This window comes from Paenibacillus sp. PvR133 (genome assembly GCF_017833155.1).
In the GTDB taxonomy this organism is placed as follows: Bacteria; Bacillota; Bacilli; order Paenibacillales; family Paenibacillaceae; genus Paenibacillus; species Paenibacillus polymyxa_B.
The window spans coordinates 3,525,793-3,551,016 of sequence record NZ_JAFIBS010000001.1 but is presented as its reverse complement, the minus strand read 5'-3'; the positions used below and the strand labels follow the sequence as shown (position 1 = coordinate 3,551,016).

At 45.3% G+C, this 25,224-nt stretch carries 24 protein-coding genes; all 24 read right to left on the bottom strand.

Annotated features, from left to right (window positions below):
- Nucleotide 1 precedes the first annotated feature (1 nt).
- Complete coding sequence (locus JOE49_RS15795) at nucleotides 2–790, bottom strand: NUDIX domain-containing protein (RefSeq protein WP_023988247.1); 789 nt, start codon at nucleotides 788–790, stop codon at nucleotides 2–4.
- A 65-nt stretch (nucleotides 791–855) separates the two neighbouring features.
- Entirely contained in the window at nucleotides 856–1,278 is a 423-nt protein-coding gene (locus JOE49_RS15790; protein WP_025719091.1) for a PaaI family thioesterase, read from the bottom strand.
- A 122-nt stretch (nucleotides 1,279–1,400) separates the two neighbouring features.
- Entirely contained in the window at nucleotides 1,401–1,853 is a 453-nt protein-coding gene (locus tag JOE49_RS15785) for a YlbF/YmcA family competence regulator (protein ID WP_023988245.1), read from the bottom strand.
- Nucleotides 1,854–1,935: 82 nt separating this feature from the next.
- Nucleotides 1,936–3,489 carry a tRNA (N6-isopentenyl adenosine(37)-C2)-methylthiotransferase MiaB gene (gene miaB, locus JOE49_RS15780; RefSeq protein WP_023988244.1) on the bottom strand — a complete coding sequence of 518 codons (1,554 nt, stop codon included), beginning with the start codon at nucleotides 3,487–3,489 and terminating at the stop codon, nucleotides 1,936–1,938.
- Between the two features lie 299 nt (nucleotides 3,490–3,788).
- Entirely contained in the window at nucleotides 3,789–4,361 is a 573-nt protein-coding gene (gene pduL / locus JOE49_RS15775; RefSeq protein WP_023988243.1) for a phosphate propanoyltransferase, read from the bottom strand.
- 142 nt (nucleotides 4,362–4,503) lie between these two features.
- The gene (locus tag JOE49_RS15770; RefSeq protein WP_028542700.1) at nucleotides 4,504–5,592 is read right to left on the bottom strand and encodes a low temperature requirement protein A; all 1,089 of its coding nucleotides are present in this window, start codon (nucleotides 5,590–5,592) and stop codon (nucleotides 4,504–4,506) included.
- A gap of 188 nt (nucleotides 5,593–5,780) precedes the next feature.
- On the bottom strand, nucleotides 5,781–6,848 hold the full coding sequence (locus JOE49_RS15765) for a dipeptidase (RefSeq protein WP_209941801.1): 1,068 nt from the start codon (nucleotides 6,846–6,848) through the stop codon (nucleotides 5,781–5,783).
- A gap of 122 nt (nucleotides 6,849–6,970) precedes the next feature.
- A complete protein-coding gene (locus tag JOE49_RS15760; protein ID WP_007430104.1) occupies nucleotides 6,971–7,231 on the bottom strand; it encodes a stage V sporulation protein S in 261 nt (86 codons plus the stop codon).
- 129 nt (nucleotides 7,232–7,360) lie between these two features.
- Complete coding sequence (locus tag JOE49_RS15755) at nucleotides 7,361–8,155, bottom strand: TIGR00282 family metallophosphoesterase (protein ID WP_013309959.1); 795 nt, start codon at nucleotides 8,153–8,155, stop codon at nucleotides 7,361–7,363.
- A gap of 76 nt (nucleotides 8,156–8,231) precedes the next feature.
- Nucleotides 8,232–9,776, bottom strand: coding sequence for a ribonuclease Y (gene rny / locus JOE49_RS15750; RefSeq protein ID WP_013309958.1), 1,545 nt, complete (start codon nucleotides 9,774–9,776; stop codon nucleotides 8,232–8,234).
- 373 nt (nucleotides 9,777–10,149) lie between these two features.
- Nucleotides 10,150–10,899 carry a regulatory protein RecX gene (locus JOE49_RS15745; RefSeq protein WP_160790405.1) on the bottom strand — a complete coding sequence of 250 codons (750 nt, stop codon included), beginning with the start codon at nucleotides 10,897–10,899 and terminating at the stop codon, nucleotides 10,150–10,152.
- 196 nt (nucleotides 10,900–11,095) lie between these two features.
- On the bottom strand, nucleotides 11,096–12,157 hold the full coding sequence (gene recA, locus JOE49_RS15740) for a recombinase RecA (RefSeq protein ID WP_023988239.1): 1,062 nt from the start codon (nucleotides 12,155–12,157) through the stop codon (nucleotides 11,096–11,098).
- Nucleotides 12,158–12,399: 242 nt separating this feature from the next.
- Entirely contained in the window at nucleotides 12,400–13,668 is a 1,269-nt protein-coding gene (locus tag JOE49_RS15735; protein ID WP_209941799.1) for a competence/damage-inducible protein A, read from the bottom strand.
- 95 nt (nucleotides 13,669–13,763) lie between these two features.
- A complete protein-coding gene (gene pgsA / locus JOE49_RS15730) occupies nucleotides 13,764–14,351 on the bottom strand; it encodes a CDP-diacylglycerol--glycerol-3-phosphate 3-phosphatidyltransferase (protein WP_013309954.1) in 588 nt (195 codons plus the stop codon).
- 210 nt (nucleotides 14,352–14,561) lie between these two features.
- A complete protein-coding gene (locus tag JOE49_RS15725) occupies nucleotides 14,562–15,053 on the bottom strand; it encodes a YajQ family cyclic di-GMP-binding protein (protein ID WP_023988237.1) in 492 nt (163 codons plus the stop codon).
- 144 nt (nucleotides 15,054–15,197) lie between these two features.
- On the bottom strand, nucleotides 15,198–15,362 hold the full coding sequence (locus tag JOE49_RS15720; RefSeq protein ID WP_023988236.1) for a hypothetical protein: 165 nt from the start codon (nucleotides 15,360–15,362) through the stop codon (nucleotides 15,198–15,200).
- Between the two features lie 84 nt (nucleotides 15,363–15,446).
- A complete protein-coding gene (locus JOE49_RS15715) occupies nucleotides 15,447–16,535 on the bottom strand; it encodes a helix-turn-helix domain-containing protein (protein WP_075154080.1) in 1,089 nt (362 codons plus the stop codon).
- 30 nt (nucleotides 16,536–16,565) lie between these two features.
- Nucleotides 16,566–17,339: a DUF3388 domain-containing protein gene (locus JOE49_RS15710; protein WP_013370747.1), complete on the bottom strand. Its 774-nt coding sequence runs from the start codon at nucleotides 17,337–17,339 to the stop codon at nucleotides 16,566–16,568.
- 227 nt (nucleotides 17,340–17,566) lie between these two features.
- Entirely contained in the window at nucleotides 17,567–17,821 is a 255-nt protein-coding gene (locus tag JOE49_RS15705; protein WP_013309950.1) for a DUF3243 domain-containing protein, read from the bottom strand.
- 102 nt (nucleotides 17,822–17,923) lie between these two features.
- On the bottom strand, nucleotides 17,924–18,691 hold the full coding sequence (ymfI, locus tag JOE49_RS15700; protein WP_023988234.1) for an elongation factor P 5-aminopentanone reductase: 768 nt from the start codon (nucleotides 18,689–18,691) through the stop codon (nucleotides 17,924–17,926).
- Nucleotides 18,692–18,711: 20 nt separating this feature from the next.
- Nucleotides 18,712–19,992: an EF-P 5-aminopentanol modification-associated protein YfmH gene (yfmH, locus tag JOE49_RS15695; RefSeq protein ID WP_023988233.1), complete on the bottom strand. Its 1,281-nt coding sequence runs from the start codon at nucleotides 19,990–19,992 to the stop codon at nucleotides 18,712–18,714.
- 2 nt (nucleotides 19,993–19,994) lie between these two features.
- Complete coding sequence (yfmF, locus tag JOE49_RS15690; RefSeq protein WP_209941797.1) at nucleotides 19,995–21,275, bottom strand: EF-P 5-aminopentanol modification-associated protein YfmF; 1,281 nt, start codon at nucleotides 21,273–21,275, stop codon at nucleotides 19,995–19,997.
- 160 nt (nucleotides 21,276–21,435) lie between these two features.
- Entirely contained in the window at nucleotides 21,436–22,287 is an 852-nt protein-coding gene (sleB, locus tag JOE49_RS15685) for a spore cortex-lytic enzyme (RefSeq protein ID WP_023988231.1), read from the bottom strand.
- Nucleotides 22,288–22,513: 226 nt separating this feature from the next.
- Nucleotides 22,514–25,192, bottom strand: a complete 2,679-nt coding sequence (locus JOE49_RS15680; RefSeq protein ID WP_023988230.1) for an FtsK/SpoIIIE family DNA translocase — start codon at nucleotides 25,190–25,192, stop codon at nucleotides 22,514–22,516.
- Nucleotides 25,193–25,224 lie beyond the last annotated feature (32 nt).

The window sequence follows — 25,224 nt, the reverse complement described above, 5'->3', positions numbered from 1 at the left end:
GTTACGTGTAGATAGATAAACGCGGTACTCTGTCACTAAAACGGTACAACTGTGCCGGTCTTTGTGAATACTGGTTGGAACTGAGCGGTTTGCCATTCTCATCACGCACCTCTTCCAGTATTCCCTGCCTGCTACGAGTCGATGTTATTTTGCGAATAAAGTTTGGCTCTTCGAAATCCGGTACGACACTCTGAATCACCTGATATAATTCACCCAGTGTAAAATGTAGCGGTAAAAACTGCTTGGCTATCGTCGTCTGAAGCATCTGCAACTGAATTTTGCGATAAGCATCTACAATGATATCCCGGTGATCGAATGCCAGCTCCAATTCCTCCAACGCTTCGCGGATCGTGAATAGCCCAACCTCGGAAGCATCATCGGCCGCCTGACGCTGTTCCAACATCCATTCTTCTACCAGCGCAAAAAACGCATGCGATATGATCCACCCGCGCGGATCACGTCCCGGTCCACTATATACACCCAAATACTCCAGATGCCCGCCGTCCACACCCGTTTCCTCTAACAGCTCCCGCTTGGCAGCTCCATACATGGATTCATCTTCCTGACAAAACCCTCCAGGCAACGCCCAGCGTCCTGCAAAAGGCCAACTGCGGCGCTTAATGAGCATCACTTTCAGCTCACGAATCGGCAATGTCTTTGTTACCGTCTTGCGCTCCCGCTTCGTTAAGGTAAACATAACGATATCCGCCGGAGCTCCATCCGGGGTACGGTATTTCTTAATGTTGTACGACGCCTTTTGCGCCTCTTCGTTTATACGATTGCTATCCATTGGCATCACCATATTATATCGTTTTGATAAATTCATTATGACATAATAAAAATTTTTGTCAAGTGTCAGGCCTTACCTGAATCACTTGCTTGTGTACGTAATACTCGGAAGGTTGCTGTAGATGTAGAACCGAGTGTGCCTTCACTATCTCTTACTTCCGCCTCAGTGGTTATCGTGCGACCTCCTTGATGAAGAATTCGCGCCCTAACCTCCAGTCGTCCTTGCCTCATGGCTGACAAGAAATGAACATTCAGGTTCGTCGTTACACATGGATCCATATTTCGTGAAGCCATACTGACCATCCCCATCGCCTGATCCATCAATGAAGTAAGTACACCCCCATGGACAATACCCATCACATTGGTATGCTCTTGTTTGGCCTCCAAAGCGATCTGTACCTCGTTTGCATCAGCTGCAATCAGTTCACACCCTAAATACTCCCAAAAAGTATTATTCTCTCCCTCTAGCATCTTACCCAACTTATCCATTCCCTTGCTTCCATCCCTTCTATGTTGTCCCATTTCTCTTGAAGTCCTATAACCATATACGTTGGCAAAATGCTTTCGAAAAAAAGGCGTGGAAGCTACGCCTCCACACCATAGATTTCATTCTAATCACTGCAATTCGACGAGGAAGTGCTTTTTCCCTCTTCTACGTTTACCTTCTCAGCAACGGTATCACGGATCGCCATAATCACCATTTGCAGTAGCTCATTAATTTCCACCTGACTCTGCTGAAACTCCGTTACAATTGGAATACCGTCAAGCTCTTCCTGTAGCTCCTGAAGTTCGGCCTCTATTTTGGCAATCATTTTTTGATTCTTCAAGGATTCAAATGCTACAATTTCCTTTTGCTTCTTTTTCATCGTTGCAATCAGTTGCTGGATGCGCCCATGATCCTGAATCTTTTCTTCTGCTTTTCGGAATACCTGTACTTCCTCACTGCTACCCAAAATACCTGCCAATTCTTTGGCTTTTGCCAATATCATTTCGCGATTGACCAAATGATCATGCTGGCGCGCCGCCGATTGAAGTTCTGTTTGTTGCAACCGCTCCTCTGTCATTGTCCATCGCTCCTTTTCTCACTTAGACGGCCTTGCACACAGCCCTTTACTCAGACCGCATGCAACCCGCTAGAATATTCTTTTATCCGTTAACTGCTACAGCCGTTTCAACCAGATCACCTTTGATGTAAAAGGTCATAGGTTCCGTAATTTTCACTTGAACAAAGGAACCAATCAGGTCCTTAGAACCCTCAAAATGTACAAGCTTATTGGAACGGGTCCGTCCGGCAAGCACTTTGCTGTCATTTTTGCTCTCGCCTTCCACCAGCACTTCAACCACTTCGCCACGCAATCGACTATTAAAGCGAAGGCTGTTTTGGTTCACAGCAATGTTCAGACGCCGGAGACGCTCTTTTTTAACCGACATAGGCACATTATCTTCCATCGAAGCAGCTGGCGTACCTTCACGTGGTGAATAAATAAATGTGTAGGCAAAGTCATAGCCGACCTCGCGCACCAGGGATAGAGTATCTTCAAACTGCTCGTCTGTTTCGCCCGGGAAACCTACGATGATATCTGTTGTCAGAGAAACATGCGGAACAGCTGTTTTAATCTTCGCAGCCAGTTCCAGAACACGCTCACGGGTATATTTTCGGTTCATTTTCTTCAATATATCCGTATTACCGGATTGAACAGGCAGATGGATATGCTCCACCAAATTGCCACCCTTACCAAGCACTTCAACCAAATGGTCATCAAAATCACGTGGATGTGATGTCGTAAAACGTACACGCGGGATATTAATTTTGCGCATATCATCCATCAGATCCCCGAATCTGTAATTCAAATCTTTCAAATCCTTGCCATAAGCGTTAACATTCTGCCCCAGTAAGGTGATTTCTTTAAAGCCTTGACGTGCCAAATCCCGTACCTCAGCGATAACATCCTCTGGACGGCGGCTTCTTTCCTTACCACGTGTAAAGGGAACAATGCAATAGGTGCAAAATTTATCACAACCGTACATAATGTTCACCCAAGCCCGCATACCCTCGCGCTTCTTCGGCAGGTTTTCGATAATGTCGCCTTCCTTAGACCACACTTCGACCACCATTTCTTTGCTAAAGAGTGCTTCCTTGACGAGCTGAGGCAGACGATGAATATTATGGGTACCAAAAATCATATCGACAAAACCGTGTTTTTGCATAATCCGGTTAACGACATTCTCTTCTTGTGACATGCAGCCACACACGCCGAGCAGCAGTCCTGGCTTTTCTGTTTTGAGATGCTTGAGGTGACCCAGCTCGCCAAACACTTTATCCTCCGCATTTTCACGGATAGCACAAGTGTTCAGTAAAATGATGTCTGCTTCCTTCCGATCCTCGGTTGCCTGGTAGCCCATTTGCTCCAGCAAGCCTTTTATGGTTTCGGAATCATGCTCGTTCATTTGGCAACCGAATGTGTATACGATATAATGCTTTCCCTCACCGATATGCTTTAGCTCATCCGGGACTGCGTTATCATATAATACCTGTACATCCTCTTTACCGCGTTGCTTTTCTTTTCTATGGTTCGGCTCCGCCATAATGTTGATTTCACGTCCGCGAATACGGATCTTTTTGCTATGCTCATCTTCAGAAATAATCTTCGCATCCGAGAAATCAAAATATTTGGAGTAATCTTTTGTTTTCTTTTCCATTCCTTAGTCACTCCTTACACCATCTATTTCACGAGCTAATTTGTGATTTTACTGTATCTTTAGGCATGGGTAAAGTTATTTTAGTTCTAAAAAACCTTTAAAAAAGGCATTACACTAAATTATAGCATGATTTATAGGCCATCGCCATAGATCAGCCGCAGATACCATTGAGTGCAATGTGAACTCATGTTCTTTTTGTACATTAGTGAAGTATTTGTGAATTATATAGTATGTAAAAAGCCCGATTCTTTTGCAAGAATCGGACTCTTTAAGGCTTCCGGCATTTAAATACGTGTATATTAGTCTACGATTTCAGCGTTGTCACCGTTTTTCACACCGGCTCCGTTCGCTTCATCTGTATCAATGTGCATATCCAAAGCAAAAGAATCGGACACACGTGCAAGAACATTTTCAAATACAAGGCCACGTTCGCCGCCGACACGTACTTTCAGCAACTGCTTGTCCTTAATGTCCCATTTAGCTGCATCAGATGTATGGAAATGAATATGGCGGGCTGCTACAATCACACCTTCTTGCAGTTCCACTTCACCAGCGGGTCCTTTTACCGTGATTCCTGGTGTACCATCAATGCTACCAGATTCGCGTACAGGTGCTTTTACACCAATAGCAAAGGAATCAGTGCGAGAGATTTCCAATTGGGAAGCGGGACGAGCAGGTCCCAAAATGCGAACCTTATCAAATTGACCCTTAGAACCAATTACAGCTACCGTTTCATTTGCGGCAAATTGTCCTGTTTGGGACAAAGGTTTAAATTCAGTTAATTGATAGCCTGCTCCGAACAAAATTTCAATATGCTCTTGAGTCAGGTGAATATGACGGGCTGAAACGCCGACAGGTACGATTTTACTCATCGTGTGGTCACTCCTTTTTCTCTATACAATACTTTACACATCTATGCTATTATACTCCTATTTTGCCAAGAAAGAAAAGGAGAGCGTATAAAGTTCCCTTTTTCGCCCTAATCGGCGTTAAATATCGTCCATAGAAATCGGATCAAACCGTCGTTTTAGCGAACAAGAGAAAGAAAAGCATGATTTCAGCTACGATGAGATGAGGGGGAACGACAACAAATATATTAAGAATAAACAGGACACAGAGTATTCCAGTTAAGAAAAAAATGACTCTGAGACGAGGTTTCAGATGACTTAATCGGTACTGATGAAATACCAGCAAAACCGACAAAAAGTAAATAAAAACAGAAGCAAAGGTAAAGCAAAGCACAAAGATATAGTCTACTTGTCCCAAAAACAAGAGCTGAATCGAAGCAGCTAGCATGCTAAGGGAAAGATAAATAAACAAATGACCATAAATAATAGTCTGTCCTGCTGATTGTTTTGATTTATCTACGCGCTTCTCCATATTCTCAAAATATTGCCACCAGATTGCGATGACTAATACAAAAGCCAAAGCAGCAAATACAATAGAAGAAACCGTAAAATGATCGGATTGCAAAACAGAAAGCATACTTATCACAGATTCGCCAAGCAAAATTAAGGTGAACTGTGCAAAGCGTTCTAAAAGATGCTCCGTATGGATAGGTGTGATCACCAACTTTTTACGGCCAATCAAAGGAACGAGGATATCAATAGCTATACCTGTATATAAAATCAAATATCGAACCCAAGAATCAAAGAAGAGGGAGAAACTAGAGATGACTATTCCAATCCAAAAATAAATTCCGAAAAAACGAGCTGTTTCCTGTTTATGAGCCGTTTCTTTGGGTGCCGAAAGTAAATATTGAACGACAGTCAAACCTCTTAACCCAATATAGCCAACAAAAAAAGATACATAATACGCATCAAAATCTATATTCAGGCTGGCGGTCATGATCAACACGAAAAACAATTGCAGGATCATAAAAATTCGATGTGTTATACTGTCTTGCCCAAAACGATTGTTGTAGACCGTTTGCCCCACCCAAGCCCACCATATTGGGATAAAAATCATAATAAACTTTTCCATATGTTCCCATGAGATACTACCATGCTCAACATGTAGCAAAACATGAGTGGCCTTGGAGACAGCAGCTACGAACAACAAGTCATAAAAGAGCTCAAGCCAGGTAACCTTTTTTATCAACATTATGTAATGGAGCCCCCTCTGATATGGCGGTGCAGCATGGTGACCCGTCAGTCTCGCTCCAACGTCTGCCGTATTTCTGCAAATGTTATTTTAGCACCATGCAATTCTAAGATGCTCCAATTATTTCGTAATCCTTCTCGCTTTGTCAAGAGTGTTCGCAGCTAAAAATTCCCTCTATAAATAGCTATTTAAGAAGAAATTTTGGAAGGCAGATTCGTTTGCAAGTATTCCAGCGCATGTCCTCCCAGCCATCCCTTGACCAGCTCCTCAGGGTAATGCTTCAGCAGCAGTTCTGCAAAAATCGGATATTTCCCCGAATGCTCCAGCCCTTGCACATGGTGCTCGATACCGTCAAAATCAGAGCCAAACATCAAATGCCTTTCGCCGCCTAATGAACAAATATGCTCAATGTGTGGTAGCAGATCCTCAGCGGTTATCGTACCCTGCTCTTTGAGAAACATTGTGACGAAGGTCAAACCAATCCGTCCGTTACGAGCGATCAGTGCACGAATCTGTTCATCCCGTAGATTACGGGGGTGAGCACACTTCGCAAAGGCATTCGAATGCGAAGCAATGGGCGGTAGAGTGGCCTCCTCTAGCACCTCCCAGAAGCCCTGTACGGACAAATGCGATACATCTAGCAGCAGTCCCAGGTCATTACAGCGATTGACCAAATCGCGCCCCTTGCTACTCAGCCCGCCACCTCTATGTTCCATAATGCCGTCAGCTGCCCAGTTCGCATAATTCCATGTCAGTCCAATCAATCGTATTCCCATGGCATAGCACAATTCTGCATAAAACGGGTTCCCTTCCAGCGCATCTACCCCCTCCAGTGAGAGCAAAGCCCAAGGTGCCCATGTATGATCCGTCCCATTACCATCCACATACGTTATCTTTTCCATGCGCTTCTCTTTTCCTGCCTGCTTTACTTGCTCCTCCTGATGCACTGCGGACGTATTTTTACACATTACCAAGTCTTCCTTCCACAGCAATGGTCTCAACCCACCTGAGATAGAGGTAACATGCTGCCTGAACAGCTCAATTTGACGAATCACATGCTCAAATCTTGGCGTGCCCAATACCTGAGAAATATATATAGCAAATGTTTGCAACCGCACGTTACCTTCTAGCAAACGTTCTTTTGTGACATCAAGCGATGGATGACTGAAATCGATCTGCGCATCGAGCTGCATTTTACATAACACATCACAATGAAAGTCAACAACTGGCCAATTCACTTTTAGCTTATCATTCATGCATCTTACCTCCATTTAGAGATTGAAGCATCACAAATTTATTTTAAAAATCATAGTAACAGACTCACAAAGCAAAAAAGCCCGTTTACAAATCGTAAACAGGCTCAGGCAACTTACATTTATTATCTTGGCTCTACAATCAATTTGATCGCAGTCCGATCTTCTCCATCAATAACAATGTCTGTAAAAGCAGGAATACAAATCAAATCCACTCCGCTTGGTGCGACAAATCCCCGGGCAATGGCTACCGCTTTAATGGCTTGGTTTAGTGCACCCGCTCCAATCGCCTGTAATTCTGCATTTCCGCGTTCACGCAGTACTCCTGCGAGTGCGCCTGCAACTGAATTGGGATTGGATTTTGCTGATACTTTTAATACATCCATAGTAAGTACCTCCCCTGGGAATGATGATGGTTTGATTCCACTATTAGATGTTATTCGAGGGTCAGCAAAAAATTCCTGCTTTTTGGTGACAGTTTTCCTTATTCTTTCCTTAAGTAGCTCACAAAAAGGTTAATCCATCCGCCATTCATCTTCTTTGAGTCTGATTTTCTGAATTTTGCGGGCTTTTCCATCGTTATCATTCAGCTCTACGCTGATGGCATGAAAATGCCATTTGCCCATGTCCACTTGAAAACGTACTGGAAGCTGGGTCTGGAATTTCTGTAACACAGCCTCTTTCTGCATCCCAAGCACTCCCTCATAAGGACCTACCATTCCCGCATCTGTCTGATACGCAGTTCCTTGTGGCAAAATCGTATCGTCATTGCTCTGTACATGTGTGTGCGTACCTACCACGATTGAAGCACGTCCATCCAAATGCCAACCCATTGCGATTTTTTCCGAGGTTGCTTCGGCGTGGAAATCAACTAGGATATGTTTATGTTTTTTGCGCAGCTCATCGACAATTTCATCTGCTGCACGGAATGGATCGTCAATAGCTGGCAAAAAAGTTCTACCTTGCAGATTAACAATAGCCAGCTCCTTACCTCCACCTTTTACAACGGTATAACCCCGTCCTGGTGTTCCTGGTGGAAAGTTAGCCGGGCGGATGATCCGCGGCTCATCATCTATAAAATCAAATATTTCCTTATTGTCCCAAGTATGATTTCCCATCGTAATCCCATGAACGCCCCAATCAAAAAACTCTCTGGCGATGGCTGGGGTAATTCCTCTTCCCGAAGCCGCATTTTCTCCATTCACAATAATAACATGCGGGTTGTATTTTGATTTTAGCGAAGGGAGATTCTCCCTCAGTGCCTTTCTGCCTACACTGCCGACGATGTCTCCAATAAATAATACGTTGATAGAAAGCCCTCCCTAGTCTGCCTTACATAATGAAAAGTGGCCCTACAAGCAGCGGCCACTTTTCATTGAAATGCTTTTATTTTGCGTATTCTACCGCACGGGTCTCGCGTATGACGGTGACCTTGATATGTCCTGGATAGTCCAGTTCATTCTCAATCGTTTTCGTAATATCGCGGGCCAGTCGGAATGCTTCCGCATCATCAATTTTCTCTGGCTGTACCATGACACGAACTTCGCGTCCGGCTTGAATCGCGTATGATTTTTCAACGCCTTCAAAAGATTCGGAGATGCGTTCCAGCTTCTCAAGACGACGGATGTACGTCTCTAGCGTTTCACGCCGCGCTCCCGGTCTTGCTGCTGACAGGGCATCTGCCGCCCCAACCAGCATGGCGATCACTGAAGTCGCTTCGCAGTCGCCGTGATGTGAAGCAATGCTGTTGATGACGACCGGGTGTTCCTTGTACTTCTTCGCCAGCTCCACGCCAATTTCAACGTGCGATCCTTCCACTTCATGATCCAGCGCCTTCCCGATGTCATGCAGCAATCCTGCCCGTCTTGCCAGTACAACGTCTTCGCCCAGTTCCCCGGCCATCAGACCTGTCAAGTATGCAACTTCCATCGAGTGCTTCAATACGTTCTGTCCGTAACTTGTACGGAACTTGAGACGTCCCAAGATCTTGATCAAATCTGGATGCAAGCTATGCACGCCCACCTCAAAGGTGGCCTGTTCACCATACTCACGGATTCGTTCGTCCACCTCTTTACGGGATTTTTCCACCATCTCTTCAATACGAGCCGGATGTATCCGTCCGTCCGCTACGAGCTTTTCAAGCGCAGTACGCGCAATCTCTCTACGAATCGGATCAAATCCAGACAAAATAACAGCTTCCGGCGTATCATCAATAATGAGGTCAATTCCTGTAAGGGTTTCAAGTGCACGGATATTACGGCCTTCGCGCCCGATGATCCGGCCTTTCATTTCTTCGTTCGGCAATGTGACAACAGAAACCGTCGTTTCTGCTACATGATCTGCCGCACAGCGTTGGATGGCCAGTGTGATGATTTCACGAGACTTTTTGTCCGCTTCTTCTTTGGCCTGCTGTTCAATTTCTTTAATCATCTGAGCTGTTTCATGACGAACTTCCTGCTCTACGTTGGTCAGAATAATACTTCTTGCATCCTCCATCGTCAGATTGGAAATACGTTCCAACTCAGTTACCTGACTCTTGTAAATCAAATCAATTTGCTGCTGGGTTTCATCGATTCGTTTCTCTTTGTTGGCCACTTGTTCTTCTTTGCGTTCCAGCGATTCCAATTTTTTATCCAGCGATTCTTCTTTTTGCAGCAATCTTCGTTCCTGTCGTTGAATTTCATTGCGACGTTCACGAGTTTCTTTTTCAGCTTCGGCACGGATGCGGTGGATTTCATCTTTCGCTTCCAATACCGTTTCCTTCTTCAGCGCTTCTGCCTCTTTTTTCGCGTTCTCCACGATTTGCGCGGCAGCTTCTTCCGCACTGGAGATCTTAGCTTCTGCAATAGATTTGCGAATAAAATAACCAATCCCGAACCCAAAGAATAACGCGGCTACAGCAACGAGAACGAACCAGATCGCAGTCATCATACTGTTCACCTCCCCGTTGGTTCCTCCAAGGCATTCCTTGGGACTTTTTGCAATTGTCACATTTACTTTGATCGTCAAACTAAGACAACGACACAAGGTCGTTTCATTTCATATGCACATGCTTTCACATGTACAATTCCGCCTGGCATAGCGGCATCACTTGTTATTTGGCGATGAGAACTCACCGTGGATTCCGCTTTTTTGGAAGGAAAAAGGGCGTTCCACAAGTATCGTTTCATATATATTTTATTATTTGACAAATGGCATTGTCAAGGGAATGCAAACATTAGTAGACTACCATGCAGCTTTCCATGTAATAACTAGCTCATCCTATCCGTTCATACTAGCCAAAGGTTCAGCAGCCGTTTGGCAACTATTCCTCCCACTGCAACAACTCCTCGTCATCTGAAGCAGCGTCATGCTCGGTCGCAGTGAGATGATTGACTACCCGGCGTGTCATATCCCCCGAATATCCGCGTCTCATGAGAAAAGGGTAGGTTTTTCTTTTTTTCTCCATTATATCACCACGTACCTGATTCCATTTCTTACGTCCGACCGTCAAAGCGCTCTCCCACTCCTCATTATCGGTGATCTCACCTAGCGCTTCGCCAATAGAGGCTTTAGAGATGCCCTTCTGACGAAGTTCTTGCCTAACCCACATCTTCCCCTTACGTTGGCTTGTTATGCGCTGCCTTGCCCATTGACGGGCGTATAAATCATCATCTACGAGTTGTTCCCTATGCAGTCGGGCCATTACTTCGTCAATAACAGACTGATCCAGTTCTTTTTGCGCCAAACGCTGGGCAATTTCCTGACGTGTGCGAGGCTTTCGCCCCAAATAGCGTAGCGCAAGTACATAAGCCTGTTGCTTTTCATCTGCCAGAACGATATCTTCCAGTTCTTTTTTATCAAATGACGTTCCTTTGAACATATTGTACTTGATCATTACATCTTCTAATACAGACAGTGAATAAGGACCAAAATGTATGATATATCTTCCACGTTTGCGTCCCTGTCCCTGCTCTACCCTAGTAATCATCAATTCCTCATGATCCGGAAAAAGAGAAATCCCTTGTTGCTTATTTGCTTCCGAAGTGTATTCATCTTCATCGTCCAACTGCAATATACTTCCCTCACTTTGAAATTCACGAAAGCAGCCTTTGAACACCTGCTACGCAAAAGTTAGATTCCACTGACAAAGCAGACTCTAGTTGATGCAAAAATGCCCTGCACAACTGTGCAGGGCATCAGAATCATGCTATTCAAACGGACGGTGCCATAACCCTGGCCCCAGTTCACAAACCAGGATTCACCGAGCTTTATTCAAGCTCCAACAATTCCTGTTCTTCCTTCGCTTGCTGTGCCAACTCTTCTTCTGTAGGCGGAGCAACCGTCGTAATCAGATTGCTGGCCACCCGAATTTTTTGTTCGATCGTACTAGCAATATTCGGATTTTCCTTCAAAAATTGCTTAGCATTCTCACGTCCCTGACCAAGGCGCTCACCTTCGTAGGAATACCAGGCTCCGCTCTTGTCGACAATGTCATGCTCCGTACCGATATCGATCAGGCTACCTTCTTTGGAAATGCCCTCACCGTACATAATATCTACCTCAGCCTGACGGAAAGGAGGGGCAACTTTGTTCTTCACGACTTTAATACGTGTGCGGTTACCCACAATGTCGTTACCCATTTTCAAACTTTCAATACGACGAACATCCAAACGTACCGTAGAGTAAAACTTCAAGGCACGTCCACCTGGTGTTGTTTCAGGGTTACCGAACATAACACCTACTTTTTCACGTAGCTGGTTAATAAAAATAGCAATGGTTTTCGACTTATTAATGGCTCCAGAAAGCTTACGCAATGCCTGAGACATCAAACGTGCTTGAAGACCAACGTGGGAATCTCCCATTTCGCCTTCAATCTCTGCCTTGGGCACAAGTGCCGCTACGGAGTCAACAACTACAATGTCTACTGCTCCACTACGTACAAGAGCTTCGGCAATCTCAAGCGCCTGCTCTCCTGTATCTGGTTGCGATAGTAACAACTCATCAATATTGACACCCAGCTTGCTTGCATACGACGGATCAAGCGCATGCTCGGCGTCGATAAAGGCGGCTTGTCCGCCTGTTTTTTGCACCTCTGCGATAGCGTGAAGAGCTACTGTCGTTTTACCGGATGATTCCGGTCCGTATATTTCAATAACCCGGCCTCTTGGAAAGCCGCCCGTTCCTAACGCAATATCCAAAGCAATCGAACCACTGGGGATCGTTTCCACTTGCATGTGGGTAGACTCACCCAACTTCATAATGGAACCTTTACCAAATTGCTTTTCTATTTGACGGAGCGCCATATCCAGCGCAGCACGACGATCTGACAATAAACTCACATCCTTCATTGTTTGTACTTTAATAATACCTTGTTTTGACACGCTTGCCAAGCATTTTTTCGAACATACATTCGTTTTTTTTGTTCACACAGCTCTCTTCTACAATTACACCTGTCTCTTAAAACAAAAAAAGAACCGCTGGCAAAAGGCTTTGCAACGGTTCTTCCGATAAGATAATTATATCATGAATATCTATCTAAAACAACTCTACGACCCACACTGTACATAGATGTTTAAGAGAGTTTCTCGTTCTCTACCAGCCTGCGCCACAATCTGTACAGGATTGCTTTGACTGATCGCAGTCGGATTGTTTCACGGTTACCACTCATTCTCAGTTCATGTACTTCCGTTTCCTTGTCGCGTTCAGCAATGCCAATATACACCAAACCGACTGGCTTCCGTTCGGAATACCCAGGCCCGGCAACACCAGTAACTGAAAGTCCAAAATCGCTGTCCATGATCATTCTCGCCTGCTCTGCAAGCACAAGGGCTACTTCCTTACTCACTGCACCTGGCGCTTGATCCCCTTCCAAATAATCATAAGGCACGTTGAGTAATTTCATCTTCATTTCATTGGAATAGCACACGATGCCACCTTGAAACATAACAGCACTGCCAGGTATAGAAGTGATGTGTTCCATCAGCATTCCACCTGTACAGCTTTCTGCCGCACTCACAGTGAGCCCGCGTTTGGCCATTAGATCTACGATAACCTTCTCCAGCGTAACATCTTCACTTGCATACATATATTCCGAAAGACGCTGCTGAATTTCTACTTCCGTAGCCGTCAGCTTAATTAGTGCTTCACTTTCGCTGGCCGCCTTGGTGGATATACGGATCGTGACTTCCCCTTCCTTGGCATAAGGAGCAATCGTGGGGTCTGTCTGGGATTGGATCAGATCTAACAAATGGGTTTCAAGAGCTGACTCACCGATCCCTGCAAATTTTAGCATTTTTGAATAAATTGGCATTTCCTCACCGCTCAATGCCTGCTGAAGCAACCAAGGTTTCGCTTGGTTTGCAAACATGGGTTTGAGTTCCTTAGGCGGTCCAGGCAAAACTACATAAAATTTACCGTCCTGTGCAATTGCGTCGCCCACAGCTAGCCCTGTCTCATTTTCAAGCGGAGTAGCGCCTTCAATAGAAAGCGCCTGCCGGCGGTTATTCTCGGTCATTTCTACCCCACGGTTACGGAAAAACTGATCTAGCTTGTCCATTGCAAGACGATCTATGTGCAATTTTCGCCCCAATACAGACGCTATCGCATCTTTCGTCAAATCATCCTGAGTCGGTCCCAGACCACCGGAAAACAAAATAATATCCGCACGCTTCTGAGCAATTCTTATCGCTTCCTGAAGCCGATCTATGTTATCGCCAACTACAGTCTGAAAATATACATCGATTCCGATTGTAGCCAACTCCTGTGACAAATATTGAGCATTTGTATTCACTATTTGTCCGAGCAATAACTCTGTACCTACTGCAATTATTTCAGCTTTCATCAATTCTTCCTCCTGTACTGCGAATATTATGGGAATTATGTAAAGAAACAGCAATAAGTTTAGTCCCTATTGCTGTTTCCATAAAATTTATCCTGTTAAACTTTGGAGGAGCTCAGCAAGTGGATATTTTTCACAAAATAATCAATACCCGAATAAATGGTGATCAACACCGCTGCCCATATCGCTATTAAATCAAACGGGATACCAAGAAAAACAAACGGGAAATTATTAATGAGCAACGCTACAATAGCAACGATCTGGATGATCGTCTTCAATTTGCCCCAATTGCTTGCAGCAACCACAGAACCATCCAGTAAGGCAATCTGACGCAGACCCGTAACCGCAAACTCACGGCTAACAATCACAACGACAATCCACGAATCAATTTTCCCCATTTCTACCAAGGAAACCAAAATGGCGGTTACCAAAAGCTTATCAGCAAGGGGGTCCAACAGCTTGCCCAAATTGGTGACCATATTATTTTTACGTGCCAAATATCCGTCAAGACCATCCGTGCTGGCTGCTACAAGGAAAATGATAGCCGCAATCAGCTGATTATACGGCAGCTTGAAAGCTCCGATCTCAATCGGCGGCGGATAAAAATCAAAGTCCACCAGCAAAGCCAGCATCATCACCGGAATAAGGCAAATCCGCGTTATTGTAATTCTGTTGGGTAAATTCACAACACACTCTCCCCTGATTATCGTACTTGATTACAAATGGCAGTTTTCGGATTAAATTCAATCCTATGTAAATCGCTATCAACGAGCGCTATACACCTAAATTGTCTGCATTTTCGTTACAAGTATAATATGGCGCAAAACGCATGTCAAAATAACCTGCCGCACATCAAGCAACGTTTTTTCCTACAAAATGTATGAGGGAAAACGGCTTTATTTCATGTTTGTAAATTGAAGCTCCAATGGCAAATCAGCTTTACGCAGCAATTGAATGATCGCCTGTAAATCATCCCTGTTTTTTCCGGTCACTCGGATTTGATCACCTTGAATCTGACTTTTAACTTTTAGCTTGGAGTCCCGAATAAGAATGTTAATTTTCTTGGCATTATCCTGATCAATTCCCTGCTTAAGCGAAAGACGCTGACGCACTGAACCTAAAGAGGCGGGTTCCAATTTGCCATACTCCACATTTTTAAGGGACAGACCTCGTTTGGCCATTTTAGATTGCAAAATATCAATCACCGCATTCAGCTTGTATTCGTCTTCCGATGCAATCGTAAGAGCTTCTTTCTCAAGCTTAAGGCTACTTTTGCTACCCTTGAAATCAAATCGAGTTTCAATTTCACGCTCCGTCTGATGAACCGCATTTGTTAACTCCTGCATATCCATTTTGGAGACGATATCAAATGAATTTTCTGAAGCCATCGTTTCACTTTCCTTTCCACAACAAAGTTCAATATCTAATTATAGGCTAGTCATTTACAAAAATCCAATAATCCGTTGACTAAAAAGGCGTTCTTGCCAGTTTTCCTGACAAAAACGCCTTTATTTCATTTACGGTCAAAATATCTAATTATGGCTTCGTGTTGGAGTTCGGAACATATCCAAAAGTCCAAGCACAATGTGAGCAAGACCAAAGCCCAGTATGCCATAGCCCCATGCATTCGGTGTCAGATAATAGCCCAGTAAACTGACAATTATACCGAGCCCAGTCACAATCCAGCTGACGGTCATAACGTATACACCTCACTTTGCGGAAAATGAAATGACTGCCTTTCCAGGAATTACAGTCATTAGTATTTCCTCGCACCAAGGCGTTTATTCACCATCAGTAGTTGTAGAATCTGTACTACTTTGTGCTGAATCCGTACTGCTACCTGTCGTAGAATCTGCAGGTGAACCCGTCACCCCTGCACTCGTTCCGGTCGAAGAAGCTTCTCCTTGCTGGATCAGTACACGAGTAGTCGATTTATTATCTGTTATCGGTTGACCTGCTACGGAAATATCTGTGGCAGAAGACCGTCCTGATTTGATATATAAACCTTCTGGACCAATATCGAATGACATGGCATCTCCACTTTTAGTCATACCATAACTCAGCTTTTCTCCACGGGAATTTTCTCCCTTGTACACTTCAAGCCAGCTTTCGCCCGTCGCTTTAATATCAACCTTGACCGCGGCTCCCGTTGAACTGGAAACTTTAAAAATCGTCGTCTTGCCTTGCTTGCCGTCCTGTGCCACAGTTACACCTTGTTGTGGCGTAGTCGTATCCGGCTGCTGTCCAGTATCTGGAGTAGTAGCACCCGTACTCCCCGTACCACCTGGCTGAGTTTGGCCGGTTTGCCCCGCATCAGGAGTCTGCCCACCAGCACCATTTGGAGCCGTCGTTTGACCATTGTTCGGCTGTGTCGTAGTGGTATCAGGAGTAGACGTGCTTGGTGTTGTACTTGGTGTTGTACTTGGTGTTGTACTTGGTGTTGTAATCGGCGTTGTGTTTTCTGCTGTTTTTGGAGTTGAATGGTTGTTGCTCACCCAATAAGCATAAATAACCCCAACAATGAGAACTAGAAAAAGCCACATTAACGCTGTAGGCAACCATTTAAGATTACCAATCGTGGCGGGACGGCTGGAGCGTTTCTGTGTAACAGGCTCCATGACTGCTTCCGGCTCAGGTTCAGGCACATTGCTTTGATGCCCTTCCAGAATCTCATCGGGGTTCAACCCGACCGTTTCAGCGTATGTTTTAATAAAAGCTCTGACATAAAAGCTTCCCGGCAGCACTTTGTAATCGCCCGTCTCAATGGCTTCCAGATAACGTTTGCGTATCTTCGTCATTTCCTGAACATCGTCAAGGCTCAATCCTTTTTGCAGCCGGGCCTCCTTTAATTGCTGACCCAGTTCTGACATGTCATCATCTCCTTGTGTAATTACGCTTATTTAAAGATCTTCTGTATAACTGGCTGTAAAGGTATCATAAATAATTTCCTCAGCCGGATTATTGCGAAGCTCAATAATGATATTGAAATCGTCAAAGCTGTATCCTGATTCACGTACAAATACATCAGGATGCTCAATCACTTTAGTACTTGGCATACTCATGATTTCCTGAAGCAGATGATAATGTCTTTCATTTGACCGAATTGTACTCACAATACCATCAATAATAAACACATTGTTTGGGTTCATTTCTTCTTCAGAGAGCTGACTGCGCACCGTCTGTCGTAGTAACGTTGAAGACACAAAAGTCCAACGCTTCATTGCGCATACACTACTGGCAATAATGGATTCCGTTTTGCCCACACGCGGCATCCCGCGAAGACCGATCACCTGATTGCCGTCCCTCTTTAATACTTCACCCAAAAAATCGACCAGCAACCCAAGCTCATCGCGTGTAAAGCGAAATGTTTTACGATCATCCGAATCCCGATCGATGTAACGGCCGTGTCTTACTGCCAATATATCAACCAGTCTCGGAGCACGTAAGGCCGTGACTGTAATGTTGCTCGCTTTTTTTAACGTGTCTCCGAGAATGCGTATCTTCTCGTCATCGTCCGTTTCAAGCAACATCCCCCGTCTTTCGCCTTCAACACCGTTGATCGTCAGTATATTAACCCCCAGAATACCAAGCATGGAAGCAATGTCTCCCAGCAGTCCGGGTCGATTTTTATGTATCTTGTACTCCATGTACCACTGTTTCGTTTCTTCCGTCACGTTAGCACCTCATTCACATTCAAACCGTCAACAACTCCAAATCAAAGCATTATTGTATCATAAAATAACATCTTTCGACAAAACCAATTATTGAAATTTGATAGGCTGCATTGTGTTGTAAGCCTCAATCACGTTTATGATATATAAATTACAATGGAATTACAAGAACAGCTCTGTAACCATTACAGAAAAGCCCCCAAAAGGGAGCTTTTCATGTTGGTTCCTACTTATGCGTTGCTCTTGGCCAATTTAACCATTAGCCGGGCGATGGTGTGACGCTCGTCCTCATCGGCAACTCCCCACAGTTCTTTCAGTGCGCGGTTGGAGTGGTTAGCTGGATCGACCTTCTCATCCAGAAAATCACCAATTTCATAAGCAAGCTCAGAAATGGTATCTTGGCTGATTCCCAGCTTCTCCGCTTGCTCTACACGCTGACCGAGGAACTTTTTCCAAACATCAAAATTCTGAACAACTGTTGACATACTTAAATCCTCCTTAGATGATTCAGATTTAAAATCAACAGTTGTAATATGCTCTTCTCAGACGCTTACTATACTGGTGGATTCCTCCAAGCGCTATTTCCCTTAAGTCACCCATCCTCCGTTAGGACTTATGACCTGGCCATTAATATAACCTGACTCAGGAAGCGCAAGAAAATAAACTAGGGACGATATTTCATCAGGTCGAGCCAATCGTCCAGCAGGAATTTCTTCTTCCAAACTGGTAATTTCGCCTTCATCCAAATGATCCAGCATCGACGTATCCACTGCACCTGGAGCTACAGCATTCACTGTCACCCCGGAAGGTGCTACCTCTTGAGCCAACGCTTTAGTAAAAGCGTTAATGCCTCCCTTGGTGGTGGAATACAACACCTCGCACGAAGCGCCACATATCCCCCACACGGATGAAACATTCACAATGCGGCCATAGCGTTGGGATATCATATGCGGCATAAAAACCTGCGTGCACAGAAAGGTTCCCTTAACATTGACAGCCATCACTTCGTCCCATTCCTCTTCCGAAACATCTGTCAACAGCCCATAATGAGATAATCCGGCGTTGTTCACAAGAATATCCGGCTTCATCCCGTGATTATCCAGCTTTTCACGCATGCGTTCAATCTGCTCCTTGCTCCGCAGATCCGCTGACACGGTCATTACCTTGCCTGAATAAGCCATGCAACGACGGGCAACTTCATTTGCTTTTTCATGGGACTTCATGTAGTGAATGACCACATTCATCCCTACAGCTGCAAAACGCTCAGCAATAGCCGCACCAATTCCGCCACTTGCCCCTGTAATCAGCACGGTTGTATCGCCAATCGCTTTTAGTTCTCCGCCCTCGGTGGTCATCGTTTCCCTCTCCCTGGACATTACGGACTCACCACTAGTGATATTGCGAGTTGATCCCACTGGATATGGTCTTTCAGACGGCGATTTACATCCTCAAGCGTGATACTTTCATAAATCGGAAGCAGTTGGAAAAAATCGCTGCCCCGGAAGCGATGTCTTGTAAATTCATGCGCAATATTTTCTGGTGAATTGAGTGTACGCAGATAACCACCGATTTTCTTTTTGCGCGCCCGTTCAAAATGTTCTGCTGCAAAGCCCTGCTTCTGAATGGACTCCACCTCTTCACGTATTCTCGCCAACAGCCGATCCGGGTCTTTGGTATCCCCACCGATTGCAGAGAATGCATATTGCTGCGTACTATTGTACTCATGACCAAAACTGTCCGAAATCAGATCCTCATCGTAGAGCTTTTGATACAGTTGTGTACTGGAGCCAAACAGGAGATCTAGCATCAGCTTGGTTTCCAGATCATGACGGAGCAATTCTTCACCCGTTAGGCCTACTTCAGCCTCCTTGAATCCAAACAGTAGCTTTGGCAGAGAAACGGCCAGCTTTACCTCACGACGTGGTTCTGCAACTGTAGTGGGTTCATCGTCGAAAATCCGCTCGATCTCTCCCTGCGGCTTATAGTCCTTTTTAGCCTGATTGTTACGTACCAGCTCTATTACTTCAGCTGGATCCACTCCGCCCACTACAAAAAGAATCATATTGCTTGGATGGTAGAAAGCTTCATAGCAACTGTACAGCGTTTCCTTTGTAATCGTACTGATGGATTGAACAGTACCTGCGATATCAATATGCACCGGATGGACCTTGTACAACGCCTCGATCAGACCAAAGTAACTCCGCCAATCGGGATTATCTTCATACATATTGATTTCCTGGCCGATAATGCCTTTTTCCTTCTCTACATTTTCATCTGTAAAGTAAGGATGCTGCACAAAATTGACCAGCGTGGTCAAATTTTCTTGAATACGCTCGGTTGCCGAAAACAGATATACTGTTTGATCAAAGCTCGTAAATGCGTTCGCCGATGCCCCATTAGAGGAAAAGGTAGCAAAAATATCGCCTTCAGGCTCTTCAAACATTTTATGCTCCAAAAAATGGGCTATGCCATCCGGCACCTTTACGGGCTGTTGACCTTCTACGCGGAAATGATTATCAACCGAGCCGTATTTAGTCGCAAATGTGGCGTACGTCTTCTGAAAACCCGGTTTGGGCAACACATAAACGTGTAAGCCGTTATCCATTACTTCATAGTACAGCGTTTCCTGCAAATGCTCATAAGGTATATGCTCCACCGCTATTCCCCCTTCTGGTCTCTCAAGAAATAAATAGTGTCCAGTCGGAACGTCCGGGCGGCATCCTGAACATCCTGCACCTTGACTGCCTCCACCTGACTCAGCAGCTCATCTACCGTCCGCTCTTTACCGGAAAGCTGTCTGTTAAAATCATAGGCGATCATTTCAAAAGCGGAATCCTGCATCTCTTTCAGCAAGTTGCGAATCATCGCCTGTGTTTGGGTCATTTCCAGCTCGGTAATCGCTCCATTTTGCGTATCTTCCAGTTGCTTGCGGATAATAGTAACGGCTTTTTCATAATTAGGAATTTCGATACCAGATTGAATCGTACCAATCCCTTTATGCCCGTCATACCGCGATGAAGCGTAATACGCTAAACTTTCCTTTTCCCTTACATTAACGAACAACTTTGAATGCGGATACCCGCCCAAAATGCCATTGTACATCAGAGCAGAAGCATAGCGATCGTCTCCATACGTAATAGGGGTGCGCAACCCCATGTTGAGCTTGCCCTGGTTCACATCAAGACGCTCTACAACGGTTTGAACCTCACGCTCTACCGATTTGGGCTGTTCAGGAACATACCCTGTTTCCGCTGAACGGTTCAATTGAAAATAGCGATCAACAAACTTCTCAACTTCTTCCAGCGTCGTATCTCCCACAACGTATAAATCCATGCTGGCATGATTCAGCCATTCTCCATAAGCCTGATACAAACTCTGTGCATCTATGCTGTCCAGATCAGATCGTTGACCCAGAGGGTGCAGACGATAAGGCTCATCTTTGCACATTTCCTCCATACAGCGCTCACCAGCATAACGTATTTTATCGTTAACTATAGATTCCAGCTTTTTACGCACATTTTCTCGTTCCTGCTGGACGTATCCCGTTTGAAATGCACCATTTTCCAATGCAGGCTTCGTCAGCACTTCTCCGAGAAAAGCAAACGAACGATCCAGCAAACTATCCGGACTGTTTACAAAGCTGTCATTAATCGTATCCATGCGAAATTGCACGATCTGATAATCTCCACGTTTGTATACATCGAATCCGAAACCCGCGCCATACAATTGTTCTAACTGTTCTCTGAATTGTGTAGTCTGCGGATACGATTCTGTACCCCGTCGCAGAACGAAAGGTACCAGCCCCACTCGGGTTACGGTTTCCTCACGTAGCGGAGTACCTACATACAACGATATGGCAAACGTCTTAAAGCGCTTGGTCGGCAGTACATGAATCCTCAGTTGTCTGCGTGTGCCACGCTCGAAACCTGTTTTGTTCAAGTCCAAAACTCCTTTGTGACGTCAATTTGCGTCTAGCCTTTGATTAGCATTAGCTGCTGTAAATCATCCTCCTGTAAAGAGGTAAAGTGTACCAATCTTTATTCTAACCATGCAAAAGCCAAGAAGCAACCGGAGACAAGCTCCCGGCTGCTTCGGCGTTTTACATGCAGAAAATATGCTCCCCAATGGTTTTCACCTGCGGACGGGACCAAATCCATTTGGAGGTGGCTGTTTTTGGGTTAAAATAATAAAGACATCCTCCGCTTGGGTCCCAGCCGTTCAGTGCTTGGCGTACCGCCTTTTGTGCCGTCTCATTCGGTGTGAGCCAGATTTGGCCGTCTGCTACAGCTGTGAAAGCTCCTGGCTGAAAGATCACTCCAGATGGTGAGTTGGGAAAGCTGGGTGACTTAACCCTGTTCAAAATAACAGCCGCGACGGCAACTTGTCCTTCAAATGGCTCGCCGCGGGATTCACCGTAGACCGCGTTGGCCATAATTTTAAGATCATTTTCAGATAGTCCCATGGTGTTGGCCGATCCCATCGTTTCATCATTTTGATCCGCTTTATCGTTATTGTCCGCTGTCTGTCCCTGAGCGGAACCTTGATTGTTACGATGCATAGGAGTTTCCGTTGGCTTCCAGTTAGGAGTAGCATTCACCAGCTTTAATTTCGTCTTTGCTCCGACCACTCCATCGGGACGGATGCCAAATTCCTTTTGAAAACCCTTGACAGCTTTTAGTGTACTGCTGCCAAAATGGCTGTCCACTTTCCCGCCAAAAAAGCCCAGCAACTTCAAACGTGATTGCAACTCATATACATCCTGACCGTAAGATCCAAAATCAACCGCTCCCGAGCTGAATGTCGGCTGGGAAGGTTGCGCTGCTTGTACTTTCTGCTGTGTGCTCAGCGGCTCTGCTTGCTGCTGTGCAGAGTCATTTTTAAAAAGTCCTGTGTACGTAATAGCCGAGGCTGCGAGGATACCCGTGCAAATCCAGACCATTGTCTTTTTCATATGCTGCGCTCTACCTTTCTTTTGTGGGATTAACAGGATGGCTACGTTTATTATGACAAGCTCCGCTTAAAGCTATTCACCCTTTTAATCTTCTTTCAGCAGGTAGTCGCCACACCTCAAAAAAACATCACAAAAAAACGCTGTTTGTTCACTTAGAGTTGCCATAATAGAACAACCACCATGCGAACAAACAGCGTTTTAATGTAGTGCTGGATAGAGATAATGCTTAGGAACTAACTTTATTTTGCTGATATTGCTCCATTGAGATAAGGACCTCACGGGGCTTGCTGCCCTCGTAAGGGCCGATGACTCCGCGAGCTTCCATGGAGTCAATCAGTCGAGCAGCACGTGTATAACCGATCCGCATACGGCGCTGAAGGAGCGAAACGGAAGCTTGTTTAGCCTCTAAAATGATGTTGACAGCCTGATCGTACAGCTCATCCAGCATTTCATCTGCATCAGCCGATACCTCTTCCACCTCCGGCACTAGCGTTTCATCATACTGCGCTTCACCCTGTTCACGTACATAGTTAACAATATTTTCGACTTCTTGATCGCTCATGAACGCTCCCTGAACGCGGACTGGTTTGGAAGCACCCATCGGCATGAATAGCATATCACCACGTCCGAGTAGCTTCTCGGCTCCGCCCATGTCCAATATGGTACGGGAGTCTACCTGCGAGGAAACGCCGAAGGCAATACGTGAAGGAATATTGGCTTTAATCACCCCGGTAATTACGTCAACCGAAGGTCTCTGGGTTGCAATGATAAGGTGGATGCCTGCTGCACGCGCCATTTGGGCAAGTCGTGCAATCGCATCCTCCACATCTCCCGCAGCTACCATCATTAAATCTGCCAACTCGTCCACAATAACGACGATGTAAGGCAGAAATGCATCCGGGTTATCTTTCATCAGATTATTATAGCCCTCAATATTACGGGTTCCTGATTTGGAAAATAACTCATATCTTTTTTCCATTTCAACTACAATTTTCTTCAATGCAAGTGAGGCACGCTTTGGATCAGTCACGACCGGAGCCAACAAATGCGGGATTCCGTTGTACACGTTCAACTCCACCATTTTAGGATCGACCATCAAAAATTTGACCTCATCCGGCTTTGCTTTGTACAAAATACTCGTGATGATCCCATTGATACACACTGATTTACCCGAACCTGTTGCCCCAGCTACAAGCAGATGGGGCATCTTGGCCAAATTACCAACAATCGTCTGTCCTGCAATATCACGTCCGAATGCAATGGATAAATTGGAAGTTGACTCCTGGAAAACGGTTGTCTCCATTACCTCACGCATCGTGACAATGGAAACTTCATTATTCGGAACCTCAATTCCGATAGCAGATTTGCCAGGAATCGGAGCCTCCATACGGATATCTTTGGCAGCAAGCGCAAGCGCAATGTCATCCGTCAGACTCACAATGCGGCTGACCTTTACTCCAATGTCCGGCTGAATTTCATAACGCGTTACGGCAGGGCCACGGACAACCTCCAGCACCTTCGCCCGCACACCGAAGCTTTCCAGCGTTGCTTCCAGCTTGCGTGCCGTTTGCATGTAATCCTTTTGTCCCATACCTTTGCCTACGTTTTGTGGTTTAGCAAGCAAACGAAACGATGGGAGCTTGTAAGGTTTAGGCGGCGGCGGAGCCGGAATAGCTGTATGGGTACCTTCAGCCTCTTCGCCTGCAACCCCAGTTGCAATCGTCTGAGCTTGTCCCTGAGCACCTTCTAATGTCCCCTGGATCGTTGTCGAATCATCCATATCCGTATTCGCATGGGCATCCACAAAGTCATCATCCAGGGATTCATCAATAATGGAAGTTGTCTGCTCTGCCCCTGTCAGGGACTCTCCAAATTCAGCTTCCGGTCTTCTTTCCTCATGCTTTACTTGTTCGAAGAAATCCCTAATAATCGGCGACCTTTTTACCGGAGTTGCAGCTTCCTCCTCAGCGTGTTCGACTACGTCAGACAGCTCTTCACTCTGGTTATCGTTTCTCCACTGGGCCTGCGCGTCCTCAGCTTCATATGGAAGATCATGATCATCCTCATCCGTATCGACGGAATGCTTCTCCTTGTCCGCTTTATCTGAATTTTTGAGACCAAACAACTGAAAGAAAATCGGTTGTTTGCGTGCAGGAGGCTGCATTTCGTCAAAGTCATCATCCATGTCTTCCTCATAGGCAGGAATCGGCTCAGACTTGATTTTTCTATTCCCACTACCTTTGCTAGATGCCGAAAGCGGAGTAGCTTTACCAGTCCATTTTTTGCGCACGCTTCCCCCGACTGTCAGCAGCTTGGTCTTTACAATCCGTACCAAATCCACATAGGACAGTTGGGTCATCAGCATGAAACAAATGACGAACATAACAATCATGATCAGTTTAGCTCCTGTGAGACCAAACAGCCACAACAGAACAGTAAGCTGCAATGCGCCTACGTACCCCCCGCTGATATCCTTGTTCAGCATTGAGGTATGGCCCTGCTGGTCAGGCGACAGCAACTGCTCACGCATATCTATATGTATCTGGGTCATCACTCCGCCCGGCTGAAGCGCGTTGATCGGCCCCAAACGCTGCTCCATAGATGAAATAGAACTCATAAGTGTAAAGGCAAATACCAACAGGAGCAAACCCGTTTTACGCGAGTTCCACTGGTTCGGCCACTTGCGGTGAATCATCACCATTAGACCATAATAAATGCCAATGAGAGGGATAACAAAATAGAATTTCCCCAGTACGAGCCCAAACATCTTGGATAGCGACCGACCAACTGCCGCTTCACCCGACAACGCAATGACCGCTAATGTAATCAGCACAATGCCGTAAATTTCAAATTTTAGAACTCCGCCAAATGCGGCTTTCTTTTTTCTTTTTCTTCTTCTGGACATACAAGGTCACCCCCCAGAAGAATATTATACCA